At 41.6% G+C, this 24,425-nt stretch carries 27 protein-coding genes; 19 read left to right on the top strand and 8 right to left on the bottom strand.

The features are described 5' to 3' along the window. Positions 1 to 3 precede the first annotated feature (3 nt). The 4 genes from AO498_RS02300 to AO498_RS02285 all read left to right on the top strand — a co-directional run bounded on the left by AO498_RS02300 (position 4) and on the right by AO498_RS02285 (position 3,219). Entirely contained in the window at positions 4 to 939 is a 936-nt protein-coding gene (locus AO498_RS02300; RefSeq protein ID WP_067543230.1) for a DUF368 domain-containing protein, read from the top strand. Beyond that, positions 936 to 1,673 (top strand): shikimate dehydrogenase family protein, encoded by a 738-nt coding sequence (locus AO498_RS02295; protein WP_067543228.1) that lies wholly within the window; start codon positions 936 to 938, stop codon positions 1,671 to 1,673. Before AO498_RS02300 ends, AO498_RS02295 begins: the two co-directional genes overlap by 4 nt. Positions 1,674 to 1,683: 10 nt before the next feature. Continuing rightward, the gene (gene purU / locus AO498_RS02290; protein WP_067543225.1) at positions 1,684 to 2,538 is read left to right on the top strand and encodes a formyltetrahydrofolate deformylase; all 855 of its coding nucleotides are present in this window, start codon (positions 1,684 to 1,686) and stop codon (positions 2,536 to 2,538) included. 102 nt (positions 2,539 to 2,640) lie between these two features. After that, a complete protein-coding gene (locus tag AO498_RS02285) occupies positions 2,641 to 3,219 on the top strand; it encodes a DNA-3-methyladenine glycosylase I (RefSeq protein ID WP_067543222.1) in 579 nt (192 codons plus the stop codon). 19 nt (positions 3,220 to 3,238) lie between these two features. Here the strand turns inward: AO498_RS02285 and AO498_RS02280 are convergent, their stop codons facing one another. The 4 genes from AO498_RS02280 to AO498_RS02265 all read right to left on the bottom strand — a co-directional run bounded on the left by AO498_RS02280 (position 3,239) and on the right by AO498_RS02265 (position 8,022). Beyond that, on the bottom strand, positions 3,239 to 3,799 hold the full coding sequence (locus tag AO498_RS02280) for a hypothetical protein (protein WP_148660174.1): 561 nt from the start codon (positions 3,797 to 3,799) through the stop codon (positions 3,239 to 3,241). A 135-nt stretch (positions 3,800 to 3,934) separates the two neighbouring features. Beyond that, on the bottom strand, positions 3,935 to 5,464 hold the full coding sequence (locus tag AO498_RS02275; RefSeq protein ID WP_067543215.1) for a sodium:proton antiporter: 1,530 nt from the start codon (positions 5,462 to 5,464) through the stop codon (positions 3,935 to 3,937). A gap of 180 nt (positions 5,465 to 5,644) precedes the next feature. Beyond that, positions 5,645 to 6,871: a Glu/Leu/Phe/Val dehydrogenase dimerization domain-containing protein gene (locus AO498_RS02270; protein ID WP_067543212.1), complete on the bottom strand. Its 1,227-nt coding sequence runs from the start codon at positions 6,869 to 6,871 to the stop codon at positions 5,645 to 5,647. A gap of 77 nt (positions 6,872 to 6,948) precedes the next feature. Next, positions 6,949 to 8,022: an anhydro-N-acetylmuramic acid kinase gene (locus tag AO498_RS02265; protein WP_067543209.1), complete on the bottom strand. Its 1,074-nt coding sequence runs from the start codon at positions 8,020 to 8,022 to the stop codon at positions 6,949 to 6,951. A 90-nt stretch (positions 8,023 to 8,112) separates the two neighbouring features. On the opposite strand from AO498_RS02265, the gene AO498_RS02260 reads away from it, so the two are divergent. The 11 genes from AO498_RS02260 to AO498_RS02210 all read left to right on the top strand — a co-directional run bounded on the left by AO498_RS02260 (position 8,113) and on the right by AO498_RS02210 (position 18,038). Further along, on the top strand, positions 8,113 to 8,829 hold the full coding sequence (locus AO498_RS02260; protein ID WP_067543206.1) for a type III pantothenate kinase: 717 nt from the start codon (positions 8,113 to 8,115) through the stop codon (positions 8,827 to 8,829). After that, positions 8,819 to 10,102, top strand: coding sequence for a BamG family beta-barrel-assembly machinery protein (locus AO498_RS02255; protein WP_067543203.1), 1,284 nt, complete (start codon positions 8,819 to 8,821; stop codon positions 10,100 to 10,102). Before AO498_RS02260 ends, AO498_RS02255 begins: the two co-directional genes overlap by 11 nt. A 92-nt stretch (positions 10,103 to 10,194) precedes the next feature. Beyond that, positions 10,195 to 11,493 (top strand): tetratricopeptide repeat protein, encoded by a 1,299-nt coding sequence (locus tag AO498_RS02250; protein WP_067543200.1) that lies wholly within the window; start codon positions 10,195 to 10,197, stop codon positions 11,491 to 11,493. Between the two features lie 85 nt (positions 11,494 to 11,578). Continuing rightward, on the top strand, positions 11,579 to 12,124 hold the full coding sequence (gene lptC, locus AO498_RS02245; protein ID WP_067543197.1) for an LPS export ABC transporter periplasmic protein LptC: 546 nt from the start codon (positions 11,579 to 11,581) through the stop codon (positions 12,122 to 12,124). After that, positions 12,121 to 12,330, top strand: a complete 210-nt coding sequence (locus AO498_RS02240) for a hypothetical protein (RefSeq protein WP_067543194.1) — start codon at positions 12,121 to 12,123, stop codon at positions 12,328 to 12,330. Before lptC ends, AO498_RS02240 begins: the two co-directional genes overlap by 4 nt. Positions 12,331 to 12,333: 3 nt before the next feature. Beyond that, on the top strand, positions 12,334 to 13,620 hold the full coding sequence (locus tag AO498_RS02235; protein ID WP_067543190.1) for a hemolysin family protein: 1,287 nt from the start codon (positions 12,334 to 12,336) through the stop codon (positions 13,618 to 13,620). A gap of 79 nt (positions 13,621 to 13,699) precedes the next feature. After that, on the top strand, positions 13,700 to 15,811 hold the full coding sequence (locus AO498_RS02230; protein ID WP_067543187.1) for a SurA N-terminal domain-containing protein: 2,112 nt from the start codon (positions 13,700 to 13,702) through the stop codon (positions 15,809 to 15,811). 85 nt (positions 15,812 to 15,896) lie between these two features. Next, complete coding sequence (locus AO498_RS02225; protein WP_067543184.1) at positions 15,897 to 16,163, top strand: DUF493 domain-containing protein; 267 nt, start codon at positions 15,897 to 15,899, stop codon at positions 16,161 to 16,163. A 6-nt stretch (positions 16,164 to 16,169) separates the two neighbouring features. After that, positions 16,170 to 16,403, top strand: coding sequence for a 4a-hydroxytetrahydrobiopterin dehydratase (locus tag AO498_RS02220; protein WP_067543181.1), 234 nt, complete (start codon positions 16,170 to 16,172; stop codon positions 16,401 to 16,403). Continuing rightward, positions 16,400 to 17,143 (top strand): 16S rRNA (cytidine(1402)-2'-O)-methyltransferase, encoded by a 744-nt coding sequence (gene rsmI / locus AO498_RS02215; RefSeq protein ID WP_067543178.1) that lies wholly within the window; start codon positions 16,400 to 16,402, stop codon positions 17,141 to 17,143. The genes AO498_RS02220 and rsmI overlap by 4 nt, the downstream gene beginning before the upstream one ends. Before the next feature lie 91 nt (positions 17,144 to 17,234). Further along, positions 17,235 to 18,038: an inositol monophosphatase family protein gene (locus AO498_RS02210; protein ID WP_067543175.1), complete on the top strand. Its 804-nt coding sequence runs from the start codon at positions 17,235 to 17,237 to the stop codon at positions 18,036 to 18,038. Position 18,039: 1 nt separating this feature from the next. On the opposite strand, the gene AO498_RS02205 is transcribed toward AO498_RS02210, so the two are convergent. Beyond that, entirely contained in the window at positions 18,040 to 18,948 is a 909-nt protein-coding gene (locus tag AO498_RS02205) for an AEC family transporter (RefSeq protein ID WP_067543172.1), read from the bottom strand. 89 nt (positions 18,949 to 19,037) lie between these two features. Between AO498_RS02205 and AO498_RS02200 the strand changes: the two genes are divergently transcribed. After that, positions 19,038 to 19,259, top strand: coding sequence for a hypothetical protein (locus AO498_RS02200; protein WP_102135902.1), 222 nt, complete (start codon positions 19,038 to 19,040; stop codon positions 19,257 to 19,259). On the opposite strand, the gene AO498_RS02195 is transcribed toward AO498_RS02200, so the two are convergent. Beyond that, on the bottom strand, positions 19,251 to 19,625 hold the full coding sequence (locus AO498_RS02195; protein WP_067543166.1) for a UDP-glucuronosyltransferase: 375 nt from the start codon (positions 19,623 to 19,625) through the stop codon (positions 19,251 to 19,253). The genes AO498_RS02200 and AO498_RS02195 overlap by 9 nt on opposite strands. Before the next feature lie 196 nt (positions 19,626 to 19,821). Between AO498_RS02195 and AO498_RS02190 the strand changes: the two genes are divergently transcribed. The 3 genes from AO498_RS02190 to rpiB are packed head-to-tail and all read left to right on the top strand — an operon-like array spanning position 19,822 to position 22,399. Then, positions 19,822 to 21,090 carry a serine hydroxymethyltransferase gene (locus AO498_RS02190; protein WP_067543163.1) on the top strand — a complete coding sequence of 423 codons (1,269 nt, stop codon included), beginning with the start codon at positions 19,822 to 19,824 and terminating at the stop codon, positions 21,088 to 21,090. An 18-nt stretch (positions 21,091 to 21,108) separates the two neighbouring features. Further along, complete coding sequence (gene tatC / locus AO498_RS02185) at positions 21,109 to 21,945, top strand: twin-arginine translocase subunit TatC (RefSeq protein WP_067543161.1); 837 nt, start codon at positions 21,109 to 21,111, stop codon at positions 21,943 to 21,945. A gap of 16 nt (positions 21,946 to 21,961) precedes the next feature. Then, positions 21,962 to 22,399, top strand: coding sequence for a ribose 5-phosphate isomerase B (rpiB, locus tag AO498_RS02180; RefSeq protein ID WP_067543158.1), 438 nt, complete (start codon positions 21,962 to 21,964; stop codon positions 22,397 to 22,399). Between the two features lie 36 nt (positions 22,400 to 22,435). Here rpiB and AO498_RS02175 read toward each other — a convergent pair whose 3' ends face one another. Together AO498_RS02175 and AO498_RS02170 are read right to left on the bottom strand one after the other, a co-directional pair. Next, complete coding sequence (locus AO498_RS02175) at positions 22,436 to 22,765, bottom strand: hypothetical protein (protein WP_067543156.1); 330 nt, start codon at positions 22,763 to 22,765, stop codon at positions 22,436 to 22,438. Positions 22,766 to 22,785: 20 nt separating this feature from the next. Then, a complete protein-coding gene (locus AO498_RS02170; protein ID WP_067543153.1) occupies positions 22,786 to 24,402 on the bottom strand; it encodes a S8 family peptidase in 1,617 nt (538 codons plus the stop codon). Between the last annotated feature and the right edge of the window lie 23 nt (positions 24,403 to 24,425).

Raw genomic sequence — 24,425 nt, 5'->3', positions numbered from 1 at the left:
CCAATGAATTCAATCAAAAAATACGGTTTAGTCTATCTCAAAGGCATGGCGATGGGTGCTGCAGATATTGTTCCTGGTGTATCTGGAGGCTCAATAGCACTAATTGCCGGGATTTATCAAACCCTCCTGGATAGCATCAATTCTTTTACGTTTTCGAATCTCTCATTGCTCAAATCTTTGGAGGTAAAGCGGTTTTATAAGGCCGTTAATGGTTCCTTTCTGTTGAGTTTATTGCTTGGGATATTGACGAGTATTTTTGCTTTATCCAAGGTAATTACCTACTTGATGAATGAGCACCCCATTCCTCTATGGTCATTCTTTTGTGGGTTAATTTTAGTCAGTGCTTTTTTGATTTTGAAGGATATAAAAAGATGGCATTTGGGGGTGATTTTAGCAGTAGCTATTGGTACCGTCATTGCTTGGTGGGTAACCAATTTACCTCCTACCTCCTCGCCCGATGCCAAATGGTTTATTTTCGTAGCAGGAGCGATCGCAATCTGTGCAATGATTCTACCGGGAATCAGTGGAAGTTTTATTCTTCTTATCCTTGGTAAATATGAAGTGATTCTAAAGGCAGTTTCTGAAAAAGACATTTTCACCCTAGGATTGTTTGCGTCAGGTTGTATCGTGGGAATCCTTTCGTTTAGCCGGGTAGTTTCCTTTTTGTTGAAAAAATTTCATTCTGCCACGATCGGTTTACTCTCCGGATTTATGCTCGGCTCTGTAAATGAACTCTGGCCCTGGAAAATCGTGACGGCATGGCGAACTTCCTCAAGTGGTGAGCAAAAGCCTTTTCTAACGGAAAACCTGTGGCCTTCAACCTATTTAGAGGAAGTAGGTAAAGAACCTCAGATTCTCTTTGCCACTTTTGCCTTTTTATTTGGAATCGGTCTTGTTTTGTTCATTGAATGGCTCGCCAATAAATTACAAAAGGCATGAGAAAATTTGGGTTGATAGGTTATCCCTTAGGGCATTCTTTTTCCAAGAAATACTTTACTGGAAAGTTTGAGAAGGAAGGAATAGAAGATTGTCAGTTTGACTTGTATGAAATTCCTCAAATATCGGATTTCCTGCAGGTTCTTTCGGACAACCCGGAATTGGAAGGTATGGCGGTAACTATTCCCTATAAAGAGCAGGTGATTCCTTTTTTAGACGAGCTAGATTCTGCCTGTTCGACAATCGGGGCCGTAAATTGTATTCGAATCCAGGATGGGAAGAAAGTAGGGTTTAATACTGATTATATCGGTTTCAAACATTCTCTTCAAGCTTGGTTGGGTGATCAAATACCCCCTGCCTTGGTTTTGGGTACAGGAGGCGCATCGAAAGCGGTTAAACAAGCCCTTCTTGATTTGCACATTCCATTTCAGTCGGTTTCACGGAGCTCTCATCCCGACCAGCTGAACTATGATGACCTGAGGGGAAATCCAGGGATTTTATCCGAGTTTCCGCTTTTGATAAATACAACGCCACTAGGTACCTACCCCAAAATTGAAGGTATTCCCGACCTACCTACGGAATATCTTACTGATGGAAATTTGGTGTATGATTTAGTGTATAATCCTCCCATTACCCGGCTGATGAAAGAATGTCTGGATCGTGGTGGACGAGCTAAAAATGGGCAAGATATGCTGGAACTTCAGGCCGAAGCAGCCTGGAAAATTTGGATCTCCTAATACTTAGCCAATGAATCAAGCCATTCTTATTGTTCAATGTCAAGACCAAAAAGGAATTGTCGCTGCGGTTTCTCAATTTTTGTATACCTATGAAGGAAATATTTTAGAGGTAGATCAACACATTGATGATGAAATCGGCCGCTTTTTTATGCGTGCTGCATGGGAATTAGATTCCTTTGCTCTAACAAAAGAGGAGATTGCTGCACGATTTCAAACGGAAGTTGCGCAACAATTTGGAATGGAATTTTCACTTCATTTTAACTTTCCCAAGCCTCGAATGGCGCTTTTCGTGAGCAAGCTTTCCCATTGTTTGTTTGATATTTTGGGAAGATATCATGCCGGGCAGCTTGAGGTCGATATTCCCTTAGTAATTTCCAATCACCTGGACTTGAAAAGTGTGGTGGAAGCATTTGGAATTCCGTTTTTCCATGTTCCAGTGACCAAAGATTCCAAGGATATTTCGGAGGAAACCCAGCTTGAGTTACTTACTGCTCATCAAGTCGATTTTGTGGTTCTTGCTCGATATATGCAGATCCTATCGCCTCGGTTTATTCAGCAGTTCCCAAATCGAATTATCAATATTCATCATTCATTTCTACCGGCATTTGTGGGGGCAAGACCCTACCATGCAGCGTATGAGCGAGGAGTCAAGTTAATCGGAGCGACAGCGCACTACGTTACCGAAGAGCTGGATGCTGGGCCAATTATCGAGCAGGAAGTAGCGCGAGTTAGACATCATAATACAGTCGCCGAATTAGTACAAATCGGGCAGGATGTTGAAAAAGTAGCATTATCGAAAGCGATCCATTACCATGTCAATCGAAAAATCTTGGCATTCCGAAATAAGACTGTGATTTTCTATTGATTTGCTTTATGGATTCAGTTTATTTTTTTGCAGTTCCACTATAATTCTGGGAATGAATCTAATTTAGCTTGCCAAGAATACTAAGTTTAGGAAAAAACGAAGATGATAACAGATCAAAAAAGCCGCTGTCCATGGTGTTTGGGATTTCCAGAATATATCACCTATCATGATACTGAATGGGGAGTTCCGGTCTATGATGATCAAATTCACTTCGAATTTTTGGTGTTGGAAAGTGCCCAAGCAGGTCTCAGTTGGGCTACCATTTTGAAAAAGCGCGCGGGTTATCGGAAAGCATTTGCTGATTTTGATTATCGGATTGTTGCGGAATTTCCAGAAAGCTATGTCCAAGAATTGCTTCAAGATCCAGGGATCATCCGAAATGCCTTGAAAATTCGAGCTGCAATCACGAATGCCCAACGCTTTATGGATATTCAGCAAGAATTTGGCTCATTTTCAAACTATATCTGGGGATTTGTAGGAGGGAAACCGATCCAAAATTCACTCAAGCGAGGAGAATTTTATCCGGCTACATCTCCCGAATCCGATGCTTTGGCGAAGGATCTGAAAAAAAGGGGGTTCAAGTTTCTTGGCAGCACAATCATTTATGCCCACATGCAAGCTACAGGTCTGATAAATGATCATTTGACGGATTGTTACCGTCACTCTGAGCTTAAGAATTAGCTTTCGATTCTCGCTGAATTTATTTGACGGTCAGATTAATTTCGTCAATGTACAGTTTTCCTATGGTTAGGTCAGGCACATTTACACTTACCTCAATCCGTTCGGCATCTTTCGGGAAGTTCTCCAAAGTCGCTTTTACCAAGACCCAATCAAAATCGCCTTGCATGTCCAAGGAAGTTCCTGCTACACTTATTTGCTTTACCTGAGGAAATGTTTTTACCATAATGTATGGTCTTCCTCCCGCGGTTAGATCTTGGACATTTTCCCCTTTGATAAATGCCACCAATTCCAAGGTACTACCGGGTAAAGGCATGGGCCCCGTATATGTTTGTGACCAAGAGGCAGCTGAGGCCTTAGTCGGATCTTGATTTTCGATAAATAAAGAGCGGTTTCCACTCATAAATATCTCCCGGCTAACACCCATTTGTATTCCATCCAAATTGGATGGTTTCCAGGGATCTACAGAATCCTTGAATTGGGAAAGATTTGGATTCAGCATCAATTGAGCTCCTTTGGGAAGGAATTCCTCCTCTTGGCAGGAAAAGAAAAAGAGAAGAAAAAGGAAATAAAGATTTCTCATAATCGAAAAAGTATCCATTCAATTTCCTTAAATATACTTATTGTTCCAACGGATCAATGGCAACAAAGCGTATAAATCTACGCTGTCAAAAGTGAAAATCTTTTGACTACCTAGCGATTTGAGATGAATTGAATTTTAAACAAAGGCAATAAACACCAGCCAAACCAAGAAGAGAATTGGCAATAAAATTGGGACGGTGAATCGGATGATATAGCCAAAGAAAGATGGCATCTTAATTCCACTTTGTTCAGCGATCGACTTCACCATGAAATTTGGTCCATTGCCAATGTAAGTCATCGCCCCAAAGAACACCGAAGCAATAGATATCGCGAGTAATTGGAATGTCGTATCAGAATCGTTCATTGTATTTGCCGCGAATTCGCGAACCTCGGCAATGTTCCCGATATCAGCTCCTTCAGAGGCCATCGCTGCCGCGAGGAAGTTGAGATAGGTCGGAGCATTGTCCAAAACTGCCGATAAAGAACCTGTACCCCAATACAAGGTATTCACGGTGATGAATTCAGCTCCTTCCGGGGACTTTGCAAAATTTCCCACCAGTTCCAAGGCCGGCATCATAGTCCCGAAAATTCCAATGAAAATAAATGCTACCTCACGGATTGGCTCGAAATTGAATTCATTCCCCTTGATTGCTCTTGAATCTGCAAATTTGTAGGAGAAGAATGCCACTGAAAGCATGATGATTTCTCGCAAGAAAGAGAATTTTTGTCCATCATAATGGATCGCTGGCACTCCCTCAATCACATTTGGATCAAGGAAAACTGCACAAATGACTACAAATAACCACCCGAAGTTTTTGGCCCCAATCAGGGTAAACTTGTTGGTGTAAGTTACTGCCTCGCCGATTTCATCGTCATTTGCTCTGCCGAATTTCTTATCCACAAAATAAAATGCTGTGGCTAATAAGGCTAGAGCCATGGCCCAAGCTGGCCAATTGTGTTCGATGGTCCAGAAAAATGGAACTCCTTTTAAGAATCCCAAGAACAAAGGAGGATCTCCGATTGGAGTTAAAGAACCGCCCACATTACTTACCATCAGAATGAAGAACACAACGTGGTAGGCTTGAATACTCGACTTATTCAGACGAATAAAAGGTCGGATCAAAAGCATTGATGCTCCTGTTGTCCCGATCAAGTTTGAAATAACAGCACCGATCAAAAGAAGAGCAACATTCGCCATCGGAGTTGCCTTTTTATCGATCTCGATTAATATGCCCCCTGAAGCCACATAAAGGGAGGCTAACAAGGCAATGAATTGGACATATTCAGCTAACGCATGAACTGGAGCGTGAACATTATCTAGCACAAATAAATAATAGACGACAACCAGAATCGAAAATCCAACTGCGATTTTGGGATAATTATGATGCCAAAAATGTTCGTAGAATAAAGGACCGGTGGCAATCATCAACAATAGCGTGATGAATGGAATTACTAACCATCCTGGAGCAGAATGATGCTCCCCCGCTTCTTGCTCTGCATGCAAATCAGCGACGGAACTAGCATCATTATGATCAATACCCTGTTCAAGACTCGCTAGGAGTTCCTCGGATGAATCTGTGGCAAAGGCATAACAATCGTTTGCTACAACCGAACCAAAAAATAAAATTCCGAATATTAATAGAAAACCTACAAGATATTTTTTCATTGGGTAAATTTAATGCGCTGGGAATTATTTTCTGGCAGTTTTCAGAAGTTTGCTTGGTCTGGGTAGGTGTTTTTTGCCTTGCTAAACTACTGATTTTGATCCAAACTCACCACGTTTGGAAGCTCCCCTGCCAAATTTCTCCAAAAAATAACATCGGCAGGGGAATTCCCAAGAACGCTTTTACACGAGTTGTGTCAAGGCTATTTTAAAGGAGCTTTGAGCGATGTTTGTTTTGGAAGGATTCTCCAAAAAGGTTTTTGCCAAGGCATCTTTTATCGTTGCGGATACATCAGAGAAAATCGCTTCATCAGTAACTTCAGCATTGTCGCTCATCAGATAAGCAAAAACTCTCGCCATTCCACAATTTGCAATAAAGTCCGGGATGACAGAGATCCGCTGGTCTGCCCATACGCCAGTCGGGCCAAAGAAAATTTCCGGATCTGCGAAAGGTACATTAGCTCCACAAGATATGACCTCCAAACCTGCATTTGCCATTCTGGAAACTTGATCTTGGGTGATTAATCGGGAGGCAGCAGCAGGAATAAAAATCTCATGATCCAAATCCCAAATTTTAGCATTGAGCTCTTCAAAAGGAATGAGACCTTCGGCTACAAGTTTATTTCCTTGTCTTTTGATGAAAAGGTCTCGGATTTCATCCAAAGAAAATCCCTCTTCCTTGATCAAACCTCCATCTCGGTCAATGATTCCCACAATCTGGACTCCTTCAACTGCCAAAAAGCAAGCTGCAGCTGCTCCTACATTTCCCCAACCTTGGATGACGGCTCTTTTTCCGGAAATAGTGCCTCCCCAAAGATCATAATAGTGCCTTACCGCTTCTGCAACCCCATACCCAGTGATCATATCGGCAACAGTATATTTTTTTGGACCGTTTGGGGTAAACTTTGGATCTTCCAGAACTTTGGAAACTCCCTGTCTCAATTGGCCGATTTTACGAATTTTCTGAGGTTCATTGGCATGAAAATGTCCATTCACGATTCCCTCTTGAGGATGCCATAGTCCATAGGATTCGGTAATTGGAATTACTTCGTGGATTTCGTCTACGTTCAAATCACCCCCAGTACCATAGTAATTCTTGAGCAGAGGCATTACTGCTTTGTACCATCGCTCCAAAACTCCTGCCTTTCTTGGATCATTCGGGTCAAAGTTGATTCCTGATTTTGCACCACCGATGGCTGGTCCCGAAACCGTAAACTTTACCTCCATGGTTTTGGCCAAGGATTCCACCTCACGCTTGTCGAGCCCTTTTCGCATTCGGGTTCCTCCTCCTGCGGCTCCTCCTCGTAGTGAGTTAATCACTACCCAGCCTTCCGCCTCAGTTTCACTATCGCTCCACTCGAAGACGATTTCTGGCTTCTTCGTTTCAAATTTTTTCAGCAGATCCTGCATGATGTCTATGGGTTTATATTCGACCCCAAAAATAGAAAAATTACCAAGCAGTCCTTGCGGATTTGGGAGGTACGGTTTTACTGATAGACCACTCCTCCGCAATTATCAATGCTCGCACCAGTTACGGAGCTAAGACAATTTGCTTCCCCCCGTAGTCTTAAGACACCCAAGAACGCGAACACAAGCGCTTCTTTAAATTCGATCAACTCTTTAGAGGCTTGGAAAAGCTCCCAATTTCCAGACAAATAATGATCAAGTCGCTCTTGGAAAAAATGATTGTAGGCCCCACCTCCAGTAATTAGAAGAATAGGTTTTTCTTTGGTTGAGTTTTGGAGAATGACTTTGGCGATTTGAAAAGCATAATGTTCTACTAGGGTGCGCAAGTTGTCTTGAGGACTAAGGCCGAAGTGATCAATAAGTGGAAAAAAATCCTGCTCCATGTTTTCCCTACCTAGAGATTTGGCTCTTGAATGTTGATAAAATGGTAAAGAATTGAGGGCTTCAAGAAGTTCGAGGTTTAAAATTCCATCTTTGGCCCATGCTCCTCCATCGTCGTAGGGTTTTCCTAGTTTGGAAGCTTCAGCATTTAAGAGAAGGTTGAAAGGTGTGACATCGAAAGCGATTCGCTTGTCACCAGATTGCATAGAAATATTGGAAATGCCCCCTAAATTGAGGCAAAAGTCGATTTTGGGAAAAAGTAGTGCATCTCCTATCGGGACTAAGGGCGCACCTTGGCCACCTAATTGGACATCTTTCATTCTGAAATCGCAAATGACTACCTCTCCTGAGGCTTCATGTAAGGCCCAACCATTTCCAATTTGAAGGCTTAGCCCCTTATGTGGCTGATGAAAAACTGTATGACCATGAGAGGCCACTGCCATCGGTTTTATTTGGTTTTCCTTACAGAATCGTTTCACTTGGTCTCCCATCCATTTGCCAAATTCGACATCAAGAAGAGCTAATTCGAGTGCAGACAAAAGGTGAGAATCAGCAAGGTTTTGCCCCAACTTTTCAGGAAAAGGGATGGTTTCTGCCAGGACTATTTCAAAATTCCATTCCTGCTGAAATTCGAAATGGCAAAAGGCTAAATCTAAACCATCACCTGAAGTTCCAGACATCAATCCGATCATTGAATACCTCGCTGAGCTCATGGGTTAAAGAATGTTAAGTGGACAATTCCATCAAAGATAAATTGACAGGCCTGAAAGGTAGGGGATTTATTATGGTTATTTTGCGCCCAAATGAGGAATCTGGTCATCGATATTGGCAATACCCGGATCAAGTCTGCGCTTTTTGACGGGGAAAACTTGCTGGAAGAATCCAGTTTTGAAAACCTAGAAGTTGGGTTGAAATACTGGAAAAATCTTCAGTTTGATTTTGTATTGGTAAGCTCAGTTAAACAACAAAAAGAGGAGCTTGACCAAATTTTGCCCTTTGGATTTTTATTCTTGGATTCTAAAACCACCAGTCCTGTCACAAATGGATATGCATCACCAGAATCATTGGGTCTTGACCGGTTGGCTGCGGCAGTAGGAGCTTGGAAACTAGCAGGCGAAGGCCCGGTGATGGCAATTGATTTGGGCACCTGCATTACCTATGAATTGGTCGATCCAAATGGAGTTTATTTAGGAGGGGCTATCAGTCCTGGAGTCCAGATGCGCGCGAAGGCTATGCACCAATTCACTGCTAAACTCCCATTGCTTGAAAAAATAGAAATTGCTCCTTCCGCATGGGGAGATCATACCAAAGCCTGTATGCAAGCAGGAATTTTCCATGGTGTCAAAGGAGAAATTGAGGAATTTATTGAGGCTTATTCTCTTAAATTTCCTGAAATAAAGGTTTTTATCTGTGGAGGCGATGCCCAATCTTTTGAATCAATAGCAAAAGACCACATATTTGTAGTCCCAAATTTGGTTCTTTACGGACTGAATGCCATTCTAAACCACAATGTTGAATAAATTCGGGTTGATCACATTGGGTGTGTTGAGCACCCTTTTCTTTTCGCAGAAAGCTATTTCCCAAACTAGCTCCTCCGTTTATAGCGCCCTAGGTGTTGGAGAATTTAATTATTCTGGACTAACCCATAATCAATCCATGGGTGGACTGGGAATTAGTTATGGTACGGGCTGGCATGCCAATGTCGTCAATCCTGCGACAACCACACGGAACACCATTTTCAATTTTCAAACAGCCTTCAATTACAAGCGAATTGATGTCAATAATGGCACGGAGAATTCTCCTGTCGATGGCGGTGGTCTTTCCTATTTGGCACTTTCTCTTCCGATCAAGTCCGGCAAATTCACCACAGGATTAGGCCTTGGCCAAGTATCCAGTGTGAATTATCGCTTGAATGTGATTTCAGATGTCAATAATTCAGATCTGATTGCCAATAACTACCTGGAGGGAAGCGGGGGTATTTCAGAAACTTACTTGAATTTTGGCTGGAGAGTGTACAAAAACTTCAGCATAGGGGCACAAGCGTCTTATTTGTTTGGCTCTACCATTCGTACTAACCAGCTTTTGATATTGGATCAGGACGCCAAAGAAGTAGGCAGAGGCTCTGAATATTTTGAACGGCTCTCTGTTTCTGATGTGGCTTACAAGGTTGGCCTCCATTATCAAATGAAAACTTCTGAGAAGTCAAATCTTCATTTCGGTGCCATTTATCAGAAATACGGGGAGGTTAATGGAATTGCTTTTGCGAAGTTGGCCGCTATTGGAGAAGCTAGCGACGTTGAAACAGACGGAGACCTAATTGCCAATGATGTAAAGGGAAGCATCTACATTCCAGATCGATATGGCTTTGGGATGACCTTCGAAAAAATCAACAAGTTTGCACTAGGTTTGGAGGGTCAACTTCAGGATTTCACACAATTTAAGAATTTCTTTGGCGAGGACTTGGACCTTCAACAAGTGAAAAAAATTGGCTTAGGATTTCAGTTTGTGCCTGATTATCTGTCATTTGACAGCAGATTGTTGAGATCTACCTACCGAGTTGGTCTAGAATGGAAGCAAACTCCTTACTATTTCAACCAGACCCAAATCAATGATCTTGGCATCAACTTTGGAACTTCTATACCTGTAAATCAGCTATCTCTTGTCAACTTTGGCATATCAGTGGGCAGAAGAGGAACTGTTGCAAATGGATTGATCAGAGAGAATTATGTGAATTTCTCTTTTGGGCTTTCACTTAACGACAACAGCTGGTTCTACAAGCGAGTCTTTGAATAAACAAAATTTAAATAAATCGATTAACCAAACAGGGAACGGCAGAATATTCTGATAGAGTACGAGTCATAAAACCGAACAAAACCTAAACGACAATGAAAATCAAATCAACCCTTCTTGCCCTCGGAGCCGTGCTTTTGGCAGGTTTCGCTCAGGCTCAGGATTGGAACTGGCCAACTGAACCCGAAAAAGAAGCTAAAGCCAGAGAATACAATGCGGCTTATGTGGACTATATGAAGTCTGAACAGTTTGTGGAAGCGACCAAGCCACTCAACTGGTTGTTGGTGAATGTTCCTGATTTAAATGAATCAATCTACATCAATGGTGTAAACGTTTACAAAGGAGCTGCTGATAAAACTGCTGATTCTGCTCAGAAGCTAGTTTACCAAGATAGTGTCATGGCCATCTATGAAAAAAGAGGTGAAATCTATGACAATGCTCCAAAGTGGATCGAGAATAAGGCTTACTTCGGATATCAGTTTTTCAAGTCAAACAAGGATAAAATTCCTGGAGTTGTAGCTGATTTTGAAAAAGCAATTGAATTGAATGGCAACATCAATTATCAGTTGGTTGCTGCTTACTTCGACTTGATTTACAGAAACTACGCTTACAATAAGGCTTACACAGGTGAGCAAATCCTGTCTTTGTATGAAAAATCAAATGGCCTATTGGACAAAGCTGCTTCTGAAGGTAAAGATGTAAGTACTCAAAAATCTACCTTGGAGACCCTTTTGGTAGCTATGGAATTGATCGATTGTGATTTCATCGAAAACACCATGGGTCCTAAACTTGCAGCAGATCCAACTAACGAAACTATTGCAAATCAGATTTTCAAATATTCTGTTCAGTACAAGTGTTTCGGTTCCAATTCTTTCTTGGCTGCATTGGAATTGATCGACTCTAATAAGCCGACCTTTGCTACTTCTCAAGTAAGAGCTATGCGATACATGTCTGCTGGAGACTTTGATAAGGCACAGCCTGTTTTGGAAAAGGCATTGACTTTGGCAGAAAATGACAAGCAAAAAGGCGAAATCATGATGGAATTGGCTAAGGTTCACACACAAGCAGGTAGAAAAGCGCAAGCTCGTACCGCTGCTCGTGAGGCTGCTAGTCTAGACTCTGAATTGACAGCTTCTGCTTATTCATTGATCGGTGATTTGTATATGTCTGCATTCAACGATTGTAAAGGTGGAGAGAGCCGTGCAAAAGACTACTCTGTATTCATTGCAGCTTATGCAGCATATCAGCGGGCCGGGGATTCTAAAGGCATGGGTAGCGCAAGATCTCGTTTCCCTTCCAAAGAAGAACTCTTTACTGAAGGTTTGCAGGCTGGTTCATCTATCAGCACTGGATGCTGGGTAGGAGAAACCGTAACTTTGGCGACCAGAGACTAATCGTAAATTCGAAATAGGTAAAAGGCAGTCGAAAGACTGCCTTTTTTCGTTTGATTAAGGATATGCCTTACCTTTGAGTCTGGTTATGAAACTTACCTCTCCATTTTCTTTTCTTCCATTTCTGTTTGCATTGCTTTTGGCCTGCCGCCCAAGTGTAGATCCAAAAGCAATTGAACCTTACACGGGACCTATAAATGAAGCTTTTGAAGTAAACTTGGTGCAGAGTGACTCAGCAATCTTGCGTTCGGTTCTTCAAGCAGCACGACAGTTGGAATTTGCAAATGGAAATGTAGACTTCCCCGAAGGTATTCAGATCGAATTTTATACTCCTACGGGCCAATTGGAAACAACCATGCGGGCAGATCGTGGCTATTTTTTAAAAGATCAAAATCTTTATCGCGGAGAGGGAAATGTTCAGATTCATAATTTAATCAAGGATCAAAAACTTCAGACAGAGGAAATTTTTTGGAATCAAGCAGAAAAAAAAATCTACACCGATAAGTTTGTGACCATTCAAGAGCGCCAGACTTTATTTAATGGTACAGGAATGGAAGCAGATGATAGCTTTTCAAACTATTCTCTAAAGAAAGTGAGAGACAGTCGCACCTTATTACCCGGAGAAGGAATATGAAACTAGGAGATGTTTTGATCTTGTCATTGGCTTTGGCCTTTATCATTATAGGGATCCATCAAGCCCTCACGGTAGGAATCACCGGGTCTTATACTATTTTTATGATGGCGGTAGCACTGCTATTTTGGTTTCAGTTGAGAAAAACAAAACGATCAGAGCAGACCAAAAAACAGGAGCCTATCAAAAAAACGAAGCGGAAAAATTAAGACATGGATTACACGTACCTCTTATATGTCGGTTTGACATTGCTGTTCTCGGCTTTTTTTTCGGGAATGGAAATCGCCTATATCTCCGCCAACAAGCTTCAAATCGAACTTCAAAACAAACAAGGCCAACTCAATGGCAAAATTTTAAGTCGGTTTGTTCAGAATCCAGGGCAATTTATAGGGACGACATTGATTGGAAATACGATCATGTTGGTTCTCTATGGCATTTACATGGCCTTCCTTTTGGATATGCCTATCCGAAATTTGCTGCCAGATGGGTTCGTAAATGAGGGAATTGTATTGGTCGTTCAGACTATTCTTTCTACAATTTTGGTATTGATTACTGGGGAGTTTCTTCCCAAGAGTTTTTTCATGGTAAACCCAAATGCCAAGCTAAGCCTCTTTGCTCTGCCATTTTGGGGAATTTATTTTCTGATGTATCCTTTGGTTTGGTTGATTGTGTCCATGTCCAAATTCTTTATTACGAAAGTACTTCGGCAGGAATACAATGAAGAAAAGCCCGTTTTTACGGTTACAGATCTTAATGCTTTTATCAAGGAACATTTTCAACAATCAGATCACTCTGGAAAAGTCGAGATTGATACCAAGATTTTTGATAATGCAGTTGAATTTAAAACCGTCAGACTCCGAGAGTGCATGATTCCCCGAACAGACATCGTAGCAGTGGAGGTGGATGATACAATCGAAGAGTTACGTGAGGTTTTTGAGAGCAGTGGACATTCCAAGGTGATTGTGTACCGGGAGACAATTGATGAAGTGATCGGGTATTGTCACCAGTTAGAAATGTTTAAAAAGCCCAAAAAGATAGAGGATATCCTCACTCCGATCATCATCGTGCCAGAGTCTGCTTTGGCCAATGAGCTCCTAATTCAATTTATCCAAGAGCGAAAAAGTCTCGCATTGGTGGTGGATGAGTTTGGCGGGACCAGTGGAATTGTTTCCATGGAAGATATTATTGAAGAAATTTTCGGAGAAATCGACGATGAATATGACAGTGACGATTTGATCGAGCAAAAGATTTCAGATTCAGAATATCTGCTCAGCTCGCGTCATGAAATCGATTATCTCAACGATAAATACAACTGGAATCTGCCTTATGGCGACTTTGAGACCCTTTCTGGTTTGATATTATCCCTTACAGAAAATATTCCAAACAAAGGGGATACAGTGGCATTGGGTCGATATACCTTCACAATCATTGCGAAGCAAGCCCAGCGAATTGATACTGTTCGACTGAAAATCAACGAATCAGATATCTTTAAGGCTTGACTTTGTTCTCGGGGAAATTTTGAAATTCGCCCCCTATCCTATTATTTTGCGACACTTCTAAAAAAGCGTAGAAACAAGAATGGCGTTAATTAAGCAAATTAGACAGCGAACCGGTCTCGCGATCGGCGTAATTGCCGGCGGGTTGATTTTGTTCCTTTTGGGTGGGGATTTGTTGAGCCCAAGCTCATCTCTTCTCAATTCCAATAAAAATATCGTCGGTGAGATTGCCGGTGAGGAAATTACTCTGGAAGAATATTCTGCCAAAGTGGAAGAGTTTAAACTCTCCTTTCAGCAGCGTACAGGCCGAGTACCATCCGAACCAGAAATGGTATCAGTTCGAGAGCAAGCATGGCAGGCCATGATTGTCGAGAAGGTATTCGACGAAGAATATGACAAATTGGGAATGACTGTATCCAGTGCGGAGTTGGTGGATATGGTACAGGGTAAAAATATTGTTCCTGAATTGAGAGCCCAGTTGGTAAATCCTCAAACTGGCCAATTTGATAAAACCCAGCTTATTTCTTTCCTACAGTCCTTAGAGACAGCTGATCCAGCTCAACAGGCTGCGTGGGCTCAGCAGGAGCAACTATTTGCTCAAGCAAGATTGAGAGTGAAGTATGACAATCTTTTGGCTACCTCTGAGTATGCAACTAGTGCTGAAGGAAAATTGGAATATAAAGCGGCAAATTCTATTGCTGATGCTTCCGTGCTTTACATTCCTTATGCGTCTGCGATTGCAGATTCTGAAGTTCAACTATTAGACAGCGATTTGTCTGCATATTTCAACAAGCACAAGGAAAAATTTAAAGTTGGAAATTCTGCTAACCTTGAATACGTATCCTTCAGCATCCTTCCAAGTGGACAAGATTCTACGGATGTAATTTCTTCAATCACTGAATTGACCGAAGGGTTAAAAACTGCCGAGGATGATTCTGTATTTGTAAGTAGAAATTCAGAAGTGCAATTCCCTTATGTGACTTACCGTCCAGGGGATGTTTTGCCAGCAAGCTTTACCACCAACGTTTCAGATCCTCAAGTGGGTCAGACTTATGGTCCTTTCATTACGGCAAACTCCTCTTATGTGACATACAAGGTTTCTCAGCAATATGACGGAATTTCACGTATGAGAGCTTCACATATTTTGTTTAGCACTGAAGGAATGGACGATGCAGGAAAAGCAAATGTAAAAGCTGAGGCAGAGCGAGTATTAGCAGACATCAAGGCAAATGACAATTTTGAACTTAGCGCAAGTCAATATGGTCAGGATGGCACAGCTCAAAATGGAGGTGACTTAGGCTGGTTTGCTAAGGAAGACTTTGTTGAGCCATTTGCTAATGCAGCTTTTGCAGCAAGATCTACTGGATTGCTTCCTTCACTTGTGGAAACTGAATATGGATATCATATTATCAAAGTCACGGAGCTGCCTAAGTCAACTTACACCAAATTGGCTGTTTTAGAGCTTGAATTAGTTGCTTCAGATGCAACTAGAAATGAGGCATTCAGAAATGCCGACAGTTTCGCCGCAGAAAGTGGCAATAGAAATGAATTCACAGAAAACGCTACGGATAAGAATTATAGAATTATTCAGGCAAACAATGTAGATGCTACTTCTAGAAACCTAAATAACCTGACCAATGCTCGTGAAGTAATCATTTGGGCGTTTGGTGAGGCTTCTGTAGGAGAAGTTTCTTCCGTTTACGAATTGGATAATGCTTACATCGTCGCGTCCTTGGTAAGTAGAAAAGAAGAAGGAGAAGCAAATCTTGAAGATGTAAAAGACCAAGTGCGTCAACTTGCAATGAATGAAAAGAAAGCTGAAATGATTCAAGCGAAATTGGCCGGCAAGGCTACTTTGGATGAAATGAAAGCTTTATTCCCTGAGTCTTCTATCAATGAGGTTCCAGACCTTCGACTTAGCTCTTCTGTAATTCCAGGTGTAGGCTTTGCTCCAAAATTGGTTGGCGCTGTATTTGGGTTGACTGGATCGGGTCAAGTTACCAAGCCTGTTCAAGAAGATATCGGGATTTTAGTAGCTAAATTGAACAATTTGACGCCAGCTACTGAGATCGCAGATTACACGGCTTACCAATCTCAATTGACACAGAGTAATGCACAACGAATGACTTATCAAATCATGATGGCTTTGCAAGACCTAGCTGGAGTGAAAGATTATAGATATAAATATTTCTGATAAACCCCATTCAAAATGAACCCATGTCGAAAGGCATGGGTTTTTTTGTGAAAAAGAAATTCCTAGAAAAGGGGTAAGTTTGATCATGCAAAAGAAATTTGATAAAGCCTCATTTAAAGAAAAATTGGAAGCTGTAGGTCAGTTTCCCATGCTTTATATGTTTAAGTTTATTGTTCCAAGTGGGCGTGAGCATGAAGTTGGAGTTTTATTTCCAGCTCATGAAATGACCCTCAAGCCTAGCAGTGGAGGAAAGTATATCAGTACCACTATTCAAATGATGGTAAAAAGTGCCGATCATGTTATTGAGATCTATGAAAAGGCGGCTGAAATTGAAGGGGTAATTGCGTTATAATTTGCTATGTGGACAGAAGAAAATAATCGATTAAGAAGAACCTTTGTATTTAAGGACTTTCAGGAAGCGTTTGCCTTTATGACTCGAGTGGCTTTTTTGGCAGAGGCCCAAAATCACCATCCAAACTGGTCTAATGTCTACAACCAAGTGACCATTGAATTGACCACCCATGATGCTGGTAATATCGTTACTGAAAAGGATCGGAAATTGGCTCAGTCTATCGACCAATTAATCCCATGAGTGAATCAAAAATCAATTTGTATTTAGTTCCAACCCCAATCGGGAATCTGAAGGATATTACGCTTAGAGCATTGGATGTGCTCAAAAGTGTAGATGTGATTTTGGCGGAGGACACCCGAACTTCAGGGATCTTATTGAAACATCTCGAAATTTCTAAACCTCTCCAGAGCTATCATATTTTCAATGAGCATAAAGCAGTTGAAAAATTAATTGAGCGGATGAAAAAGGGGGAAGTCTTTGCTCTTGTGAGTGATGCAGGGACACCGGCTATTTCGGATCCTGGCTTCTTGCTTGTTCGTGAGGTTTTGTCAGCGGAAATGGAGGTTCAATGTCTTCCTGGTCCCACTGCCTTTGTCCCTGCTTTGGTGAATAGTGGGCTACCCAATGATCGATTTGTTTTTGAAGGGTTTTTACCACACAAAAAAGGAAGAAAAACCAGATTGGATTCCTTGACTGAAGAATCCCGGACCATGATTTTTTATGAATCTCCACATCGTCTATTAAAGACGCTTGAGCAATTGGCAGAAGTTTTTGGTCCGGATAGACAAGCCTCAGTGTCTCGGGAGCTGACCAAGCTACACGAGGAAAATGTGCGAGGTACTTTGGCACAACTTCAGGTCTATTACCAGGAAAATCCACTTAAGGGGGAGATTGTCCTAGTGGTGGCAGGAAAGCCCGAACAAAAGGAGTCGAGGGAGGAGAAAATGGAAAAGAAGCGCGCCTCTTGGAATAAATCCTAAAATTTCACAAAAATTTTTAGGCATAGGACGAAAGTATCTTCAGTTTAGAAGAATTCCTCTATATTTCCATTGAAATTTGTTCTTAAAACCTATGCTGACGCAATCTCAACTAAAACTCATCCTCGAACAAACCCAAGAAGTAGCCAAAGAAGTAGGAGCCTTTATTCGGAAGGAGCGCGTTCATTTTGATGTTTCTCATATAGAACACAAAGGATTTAATGATTTGGTATCCTATGTAGACAAAGAGGCAGAGCGGTTGATTGTTGAAAAATTAAGCAAGATTCTTCCAGAAGCGGGTTTTATTACCGAGGAGGGAACTAGTGAGGCAAAAGGCGAAAAGTACCATTGGGTGATAGACCCATTGGACGGAACTACCAATTTTATTCATGGAATTCCTGTTTTTGCGGTTAGTATTGGACTGATGGAGGATGATAATGTTATTTTGGGTGTAGTCTATGAAATTAATCGTCATGAATGTTTTTACGCGGTCAAAGGTGGTGGCGCTTATTGCAATGACACTCGAATCCATGTTAGTGAAGCCCTCAATCTTTCTGCATCTTTAATTTCTACAGGTTTTCCCTATTATAATTTTGAATTAATCGATCGGTACTTGAATTCCATGAAGTCTTTGATGCAAAAAACTCATGGATTGAGGAGAATGGGGTCTGCGGCAGTTGACTTATGTTATGTGGCTGCAGGTCGTACGGAAGGATTTTTTGAATATAATCTCAATTCTTATGATGTGGCTGCAGGAACAATTATTGTTCAAGAAGCTGGAGGAAAAGTAACGGATTTTCAAGGCGGAACAGATTTTATTTTTGGCCGAAAAATCGTAGCCAGTAATGGGAAAATCCACCAAGAATTTTCAGATGTTTTGAGGGAGTTTTGGGGTTAATTCAACCTAGCAATAGGTAGAAGATTGCCAGTGAAATCCCCGAAATAGGCATTCCTAATCCTGATAATAAAGTGGCAAGTTTGGGTTGAAGTCCAAATTGGATAGCAATAATGGAACCTGTGATCATCGGCGCCATTCCGCTTTCTAGAACCGAAACTTTGAATTCAAGGCTTTTGGGGTCTAAAAATTCCCTGTAAATCAACCAAACCATCGCCGGGGCAAAAATCAGTCGGTAAGTTAAACCATACCAAAAGAATCGAGACGAAATCAGTTTCATGTCGGCGGAAAACCTCAGGCCTATCACCAATAGCGCCATCGGAGGCATAGTCTTTCCGATCAATGTTAAGAAGGGAATGAGCCATTCTGGAGTTGGAATGTCCATCAGACTCATCAGCAATGCTCCAATTAGAAATCCAAAGGGAGGGAACTTGATGATTTTTAAAGGAACCTGGGTTAAACTTTCACTATGATTGCCATACAGAGATCCCACCAAAATGGACAAGGAGGAGACCAAAAGAAACGACCCCCCTTGATCTATCAACAATGCTATGGGAAGGCCTTCCTTTCCATAAAGTCCTTCGATTACAGGAAAACCCAAAAATGAGGTATTAGCAAGGCCAGCCACAATTATTAGGCAACCGGTTACATTTTTCCCCCAATTCAACCATTTTCCCAAAAAGCCAAAAACCGCCCACGAAAGTAAAAAAGTAAACCAGGCTACAGAAATGGGGATTAGTAAATCCCAGCTGGGCTTAATAGCCGGAATATACAAGAGCGCCAAGGCCGGCAAAACAATTCGAATCAAATATTCCTGAACCCATTTGGCTGCGAGTTCCTCAGGGAATTTTGGTAAACTCCGAAGGAGAATCCCGAGAAATAAGCATGCAATCGCAACAACGGCTCCAGTCATGATCGTGTGGGTGACTTTAACAGAAACTTAATTTTAAAATCTTGTACTACTTTGATTATCAGTCTACTTTTGGAAACTTATTCAAGCAGATGACTAAACTTATACCAATTTTTATTGATGGCAAGCGCTGGGTACAACTTTCCCAAGTCCAGATTCTAGCCATTGGGTCTTTTTTGCCAATCAATGCGTTAAAGAAAATCAGATTTCAGGGAATAGAATTAAAAGATTGTTTAGAATATGAAATCTATGAATGGCTCCTCAAGACCAGTGATTTTTCCGGAAAGAATTCAGCTATCCAAGAATTAATCTAAGCCAAAATTTTTCCGCTTCTCGCTAAAATACCCTTGAAGTTGAGGGTAAAAATCACTTTCCACCTCGGGAATACCATCCAGGACTAAGGGCATAGCCCCGTCAATTTCATCCTGATTGAGTTGCATCCCTTCAATTAAATAAATGACGTCTTCTAAAGTCAGAGGCTCCCAACTGAAACTTGGGTACAGCAGGTAGTCATTCCCATAAAAATCAACGGCTTCAAAAGTTATTTTCCCTTCCTGAAAGTGGGCATAAATGCTAATCTGCTCTCCCCAGGTACTCTCTGGAAAATGAAGTTTAACAAGCAGGACAGAATTATGCTCCTCAGAAAAATAAGAATCAGGTCTGAACTTGAAATCGGCCATCCCCAAATTTACAAACAATGACTTGGTTATTCTCAATACCACCCAAGTATCCCCTGAAATATTGGACTTTACCCAATCCGATATTCTATTAGATATTCACATTGGATTATAGGGACTTTCGGGCTATTTTTGAGCTCCTTTAAAAATCCGTCTGAAATAGACGTTCCTATTTACCGTTGCTTTCAAACCACCGATTATGAAAAGAGATTCGCTCGTTTTCGATCTTATTGCCAAAGAAGAAGACAGACAGAAAAGAGGCATTGAGTTAATTGCTTCCGAAAATTTCACCTCCAAGCAAGTCATGGAGGCTGCTGGTAGTGTGCTGACCAATAAATATGCAGAAGGACTCCCTGGAAAAAGATATTATGGAGGATGCGAAGTAGTCGACCATATCGAGCAATTGGCTATTGATCGAGCAAAACAACTTTTCGGTGCGACCTGGGCAAACGTTCAGCCTCACTCTGGAGCTCAAGCAAATGCCGCAGTAATGTTGGCCTGCCTCAAGCCTGGAGATGCTATTTTGGGTTTTGACTTGGCTCATGGAGGTCACTTGACGCATGGTTCCCCGGTCAATTTCTCTGGTAAACTTTATCAACCTCATTTTTACGGGGTAGAAGAAGAAACGGGAATGATCGATTATGATAAGGTGGAAGAAAAAGCTTTGGCTGTTCAACCTAAGATGATCATTTGCGGGGCTTCTGCCTATTCTAGAGATTGGGATTACGAGCGATTGAGAGCGATTGCAGATGAGGTAGGAGCGATCCTTCTTGCAGATATTTCCCATCCATCTGGCTTGATTGCAAGAGGCTTACTTAATGATCCATTGGAGCATTGCCATATTGTAACTACTACTACTCACAAAACGCTAAGAGGTCCTCGAGGAGGATTGATTATGATGCGTGAGGATTTTGATAATCCTTGGGGCCTTACTACTCCAAAAGGAGAAATCCGAAAAATGTCTTCTTTGTTAGATATGGGAGTATTTCCAGGAACACAAGGTGGTCCATTGGAGCATATCATTGCAGCCAAAGCTGTGGCTTTTGAAGAGGCGCTTTCTGACGAATACATGGAATATGTGCTTCAAGTGAAAAAGAATGCATCCGTGATGGCAGAAGAGTTCGTATCTCGTGGATATCAAATCATCTCCGGAGGAACTGACAATCACTTGATGCTAATTGACCTGAGAAACAAAGACCTTACAGGAAAGCTTGCCGAAGAAACGTTAGGCAAAGTGGATATTACGATCAATAAAAACATGGTGCCTTTTGACACCAAATCTCCTTTTGTGACCTCAGGTATGCGTGTAGGAACAGCGGCTGTTACTACACGTGGCTTGAAAGAGGATGATATGAGAAAAATTGTCGATTTGATAGATCGATCTTTACAAAATCATTCCAACGATACCGCCCTTGCTGAAATCAAGGAAGAGGTCAATTCTTGGATGATTCAGTTTCCATTGTACTAATCATTAGATTACCACCACGTGGCCTTAGATCAATATCAAGAGGAAGAGGAAGGAATGTCCTTTTTGGACCATCTGGAAGCCCTTCGCTGGCATTTGCTGCGATCTGTAGCAGCCGTAATGATATTTACCGTAATCGCATTTCTTGCCAAGAGCATTGTGTTTGGTGTGATCATTCTGGGACCTTCAAAACCAGATTTTCTCACTTATCGATTGCTTTGTGACTTAGGAAATTATTTGGGGATATCAGCGCTGTGTATTGATGAGCTTCCCTTTACAATCCAAAGTAGGCAAATGACTGGGCAGTTTTCCATGCACATGACCTCGAGTATTGTGGTGGGCTTTATCATTTCTTTCCCTTATGTATTTTGGGAAGTTTGGAGATTTATTAGTCCAGGACTTTATGATAAGGAGAAGAATGCAGCGCGTGGGGCCGTTTTCTTTGTAAGCTTCTTGTTTTTGGCAGGTGCGGCCTTCGGATATTATGTGCTCTCTCCCTTGTCAATCAACTTCCTTTCCAATTATCAACTCGACCCAACCATTACGAACGAGTTTGATATCACTTCTTATGTGACCACGCTTACCATGTTGGTGTTAGCGTCGGCCATCATGTTCCAGTTACCGGTTGTGGTTTATTTCTTATCCATGTCGGGACTGGTGACCTCAAAAATGTTGAAGGCATATAGACGTCATTCGATAGTGGTAATCTTGGTGGTTTCAGCGATTATAACCCCTCCTGATGTGATCAGCCAATTGTTGATCGCTATGCCGATTTTGGTGTTATATGAAGTGGGTATCATGATCGCAAAAAGACTGGAAAAGAAGCGAGCACTCAAAGCGCAAGAAGAAGGGCATTAATCCTAACCAATCTGCTATGAAAATGAAAGTAGCCATAGGAGGCGATCACGCCGGATACGAGTACAAGGCCAAATTGATTCAGAAATTGGAATCTTTGGGCTATGAGGTGAAGGACTTTGGACCTTATTCTACGGATTCGGTCGACTATCCTGATTTTGTACACCCACTTTCTTCAGCCATTGAACAAGGGGAGTTTGAGCTTGGGATCGTGATCTGTGGAAGTGGTAATGGAGTGGCTATTACTGCCAATAAGCATCAAGGTGTTAGAGCGGCCTTGTGTTGGAATGAAGATTTGGCTGCATTAGCACGTCAGCATAATGATGCCAATGTCATCGCACTTCCTGCCAGGTTTATTAGCTTTGAATTAGCTGAAAAATTAGCGGAGATTTTCCTCAGCACGCCATTCGAAGGAGGGCGTCATACTAACCGAGTGAATAAAATCGCATGTCAATAACTTAAAAATCCCGCTTTCGAGCGGGATTTTTTTTGACTATTCGACACTTATTTTGATTTTGGGAAGATCAATTTTTTTGATTTCCTCCTTTAGATTATCGATTTCTACTTTCAGATTTTCCTTTCCTTCTTTGATCGAAATCTCAATTTCATCCTTGGAGACACCTTCTTTTTCCAATTCTTTCACTAATCGCTTCAGTTCGCGTTCCAGCTTTTTCCCCGAATACTTTTCACCATTGATGATAAATTCGTCGTCACCAGTCAGTTCGATGGAAATTTTATTTTTAGAGGAGGAGGTTTCGATTTCGCAAGATGAAACGGCGAATAATAAGCCGAGTCCTAAAAGAGTGTGTCTTAAAATTTTCATGATATCTTTTAATTAAAACATTACAAAGACGTTGCCATTTTACTGGCAAGAATTAGCGCATTGTATAGGTTTGCAATTTTTCCTGTCTTCGAGATCGCTGAAAATGGCACTTCTGATTCTCCCACCTGAACTGGAATCGAAATGGGAAGCCCTGACTCCATAATCACTTGCTTTACCTGAGCTGCAGAAAGCTGCGGAAAATAAGCTCTAATCATGGCAGCAATTCCTGATACGGCTGGTGCAGCCATGGAAGTGCCTCCTTGAAACTCATACGAATTGTTGGGCATCGTGGAATAGATTCCATCTCCCGGAGCGAAAATATCAACATTCTCTTTTCCATAATTTGAAAAGCTCGCGACCATCGTTGGCCCAAAGCTCGAGGTCAAGGCGCCAACAGCTAGGTAGTTTGAAACGATTTCTTTTCCTTTTTGGAGTTGATGATCATTTGGATAATTGGTATTTGATAGGTCATCTAAATCCAATCCATCATTTCCAGCAGCATGCACAAAAAGCACATCTTTTTCTTCAGCATATTTTAAGGCATCATACACCCATTCGGCATTTGGTGAAAACTTCTTTCCAAAGCTTGCATTGATCACTTTTGCACCATTATCCACTGCGTAGCGAATCGCCAAAGCCACATCTTTATCATATTCGTCTCCATCAGGAACTGTACGAATTGCCATAATTTTGACTGCTTGGGCAACTCCATCCACTCCTTTTTTATTTCCTCTTACTGCTGCGATAATTCCCGCAACGTGGGTCCCATGACTTTCTTCAGAATCTCTGATATCTGGATTTCCATTGCCGTAGGTAGCGTCTGAAATATCATAAGGATTGTCGCCCACTGGCTTTCTTCCATCAAAATCCACGTTTAAATTATACTCCACACGTCCTTTGTAGTAAGTAATTCCTTCCTGAAGATCCGCTAAAGCTTCAGGAACTGATTGGCCCATTCCAAAAACTTGGGATAAAAGTCCCACGATTTGCTCTTCTTGCGGGGATTTAGGCTTGTATTTTTCTAAATCTTCAAGCGAATAGTATTCTTTTCCTAGCTCCTTTTGAATGTTTTGATGAGCCATGGTGATGATCTTTTGTATCTGCTCAAGCTGTGGAAGTGTTCCCTGAGCCTCCGGAAGTTCCGCTTCCAATTCTGCTCTTGCTGCAGCTTGCAGGGATTCGTCACCGATTTTTAGACGAAGGATTCGGACAAATTCGAGTTGCTCGTGGTAGGATTCTCCGAGGAAGTTATAGCCATGAATATCATCAATATATCCGTTTCCATCGTTGTCAATTCCATCATTTGGCTTTTCTCCAGGATTCACCCAAAGGACTTCTTTGAGGTCTTCATGATCCAAATCAATTCCAGAATCAATTACTGCAACAAGGATCGGTTTAGCCTTTTTTCGTTTTAATAGCTCATTATACGCACGGTCAATGGACATGCCAGGAACCGTATCTTTTTCCAAATCCAAATGACCCCATCTTTTTTCTTCTTGGTCACTCAGAGGAGTATTTCGGGATTGAGCAGGAGTTATAGTCAAGGGTGATGTAGTCAGCAAATTGGTGCTGGTACAACCCATCGCGGCTAATCCAAAACCCAGACCAGCCAAATAGTTTAATGAAAATTTTGCCATGAGCTAAAGGTAGCCATTATCAC

Origin of the sequence: Algoriphagus sanaruensis (assembly GCF_001593605.1) — a bacterium.
GTDB lineage: Bacteria > Bacteroidota > Bacteroidia > Cytophagales > Cyclobacteriaceae > Algoriphagus > Algoriphagus sanaruensis.
The sequence above is the reverse complement of the archived record's forward strand: the minus strand, read 5'-3'. Positions and strand labels throughout refer to the sequence as shown.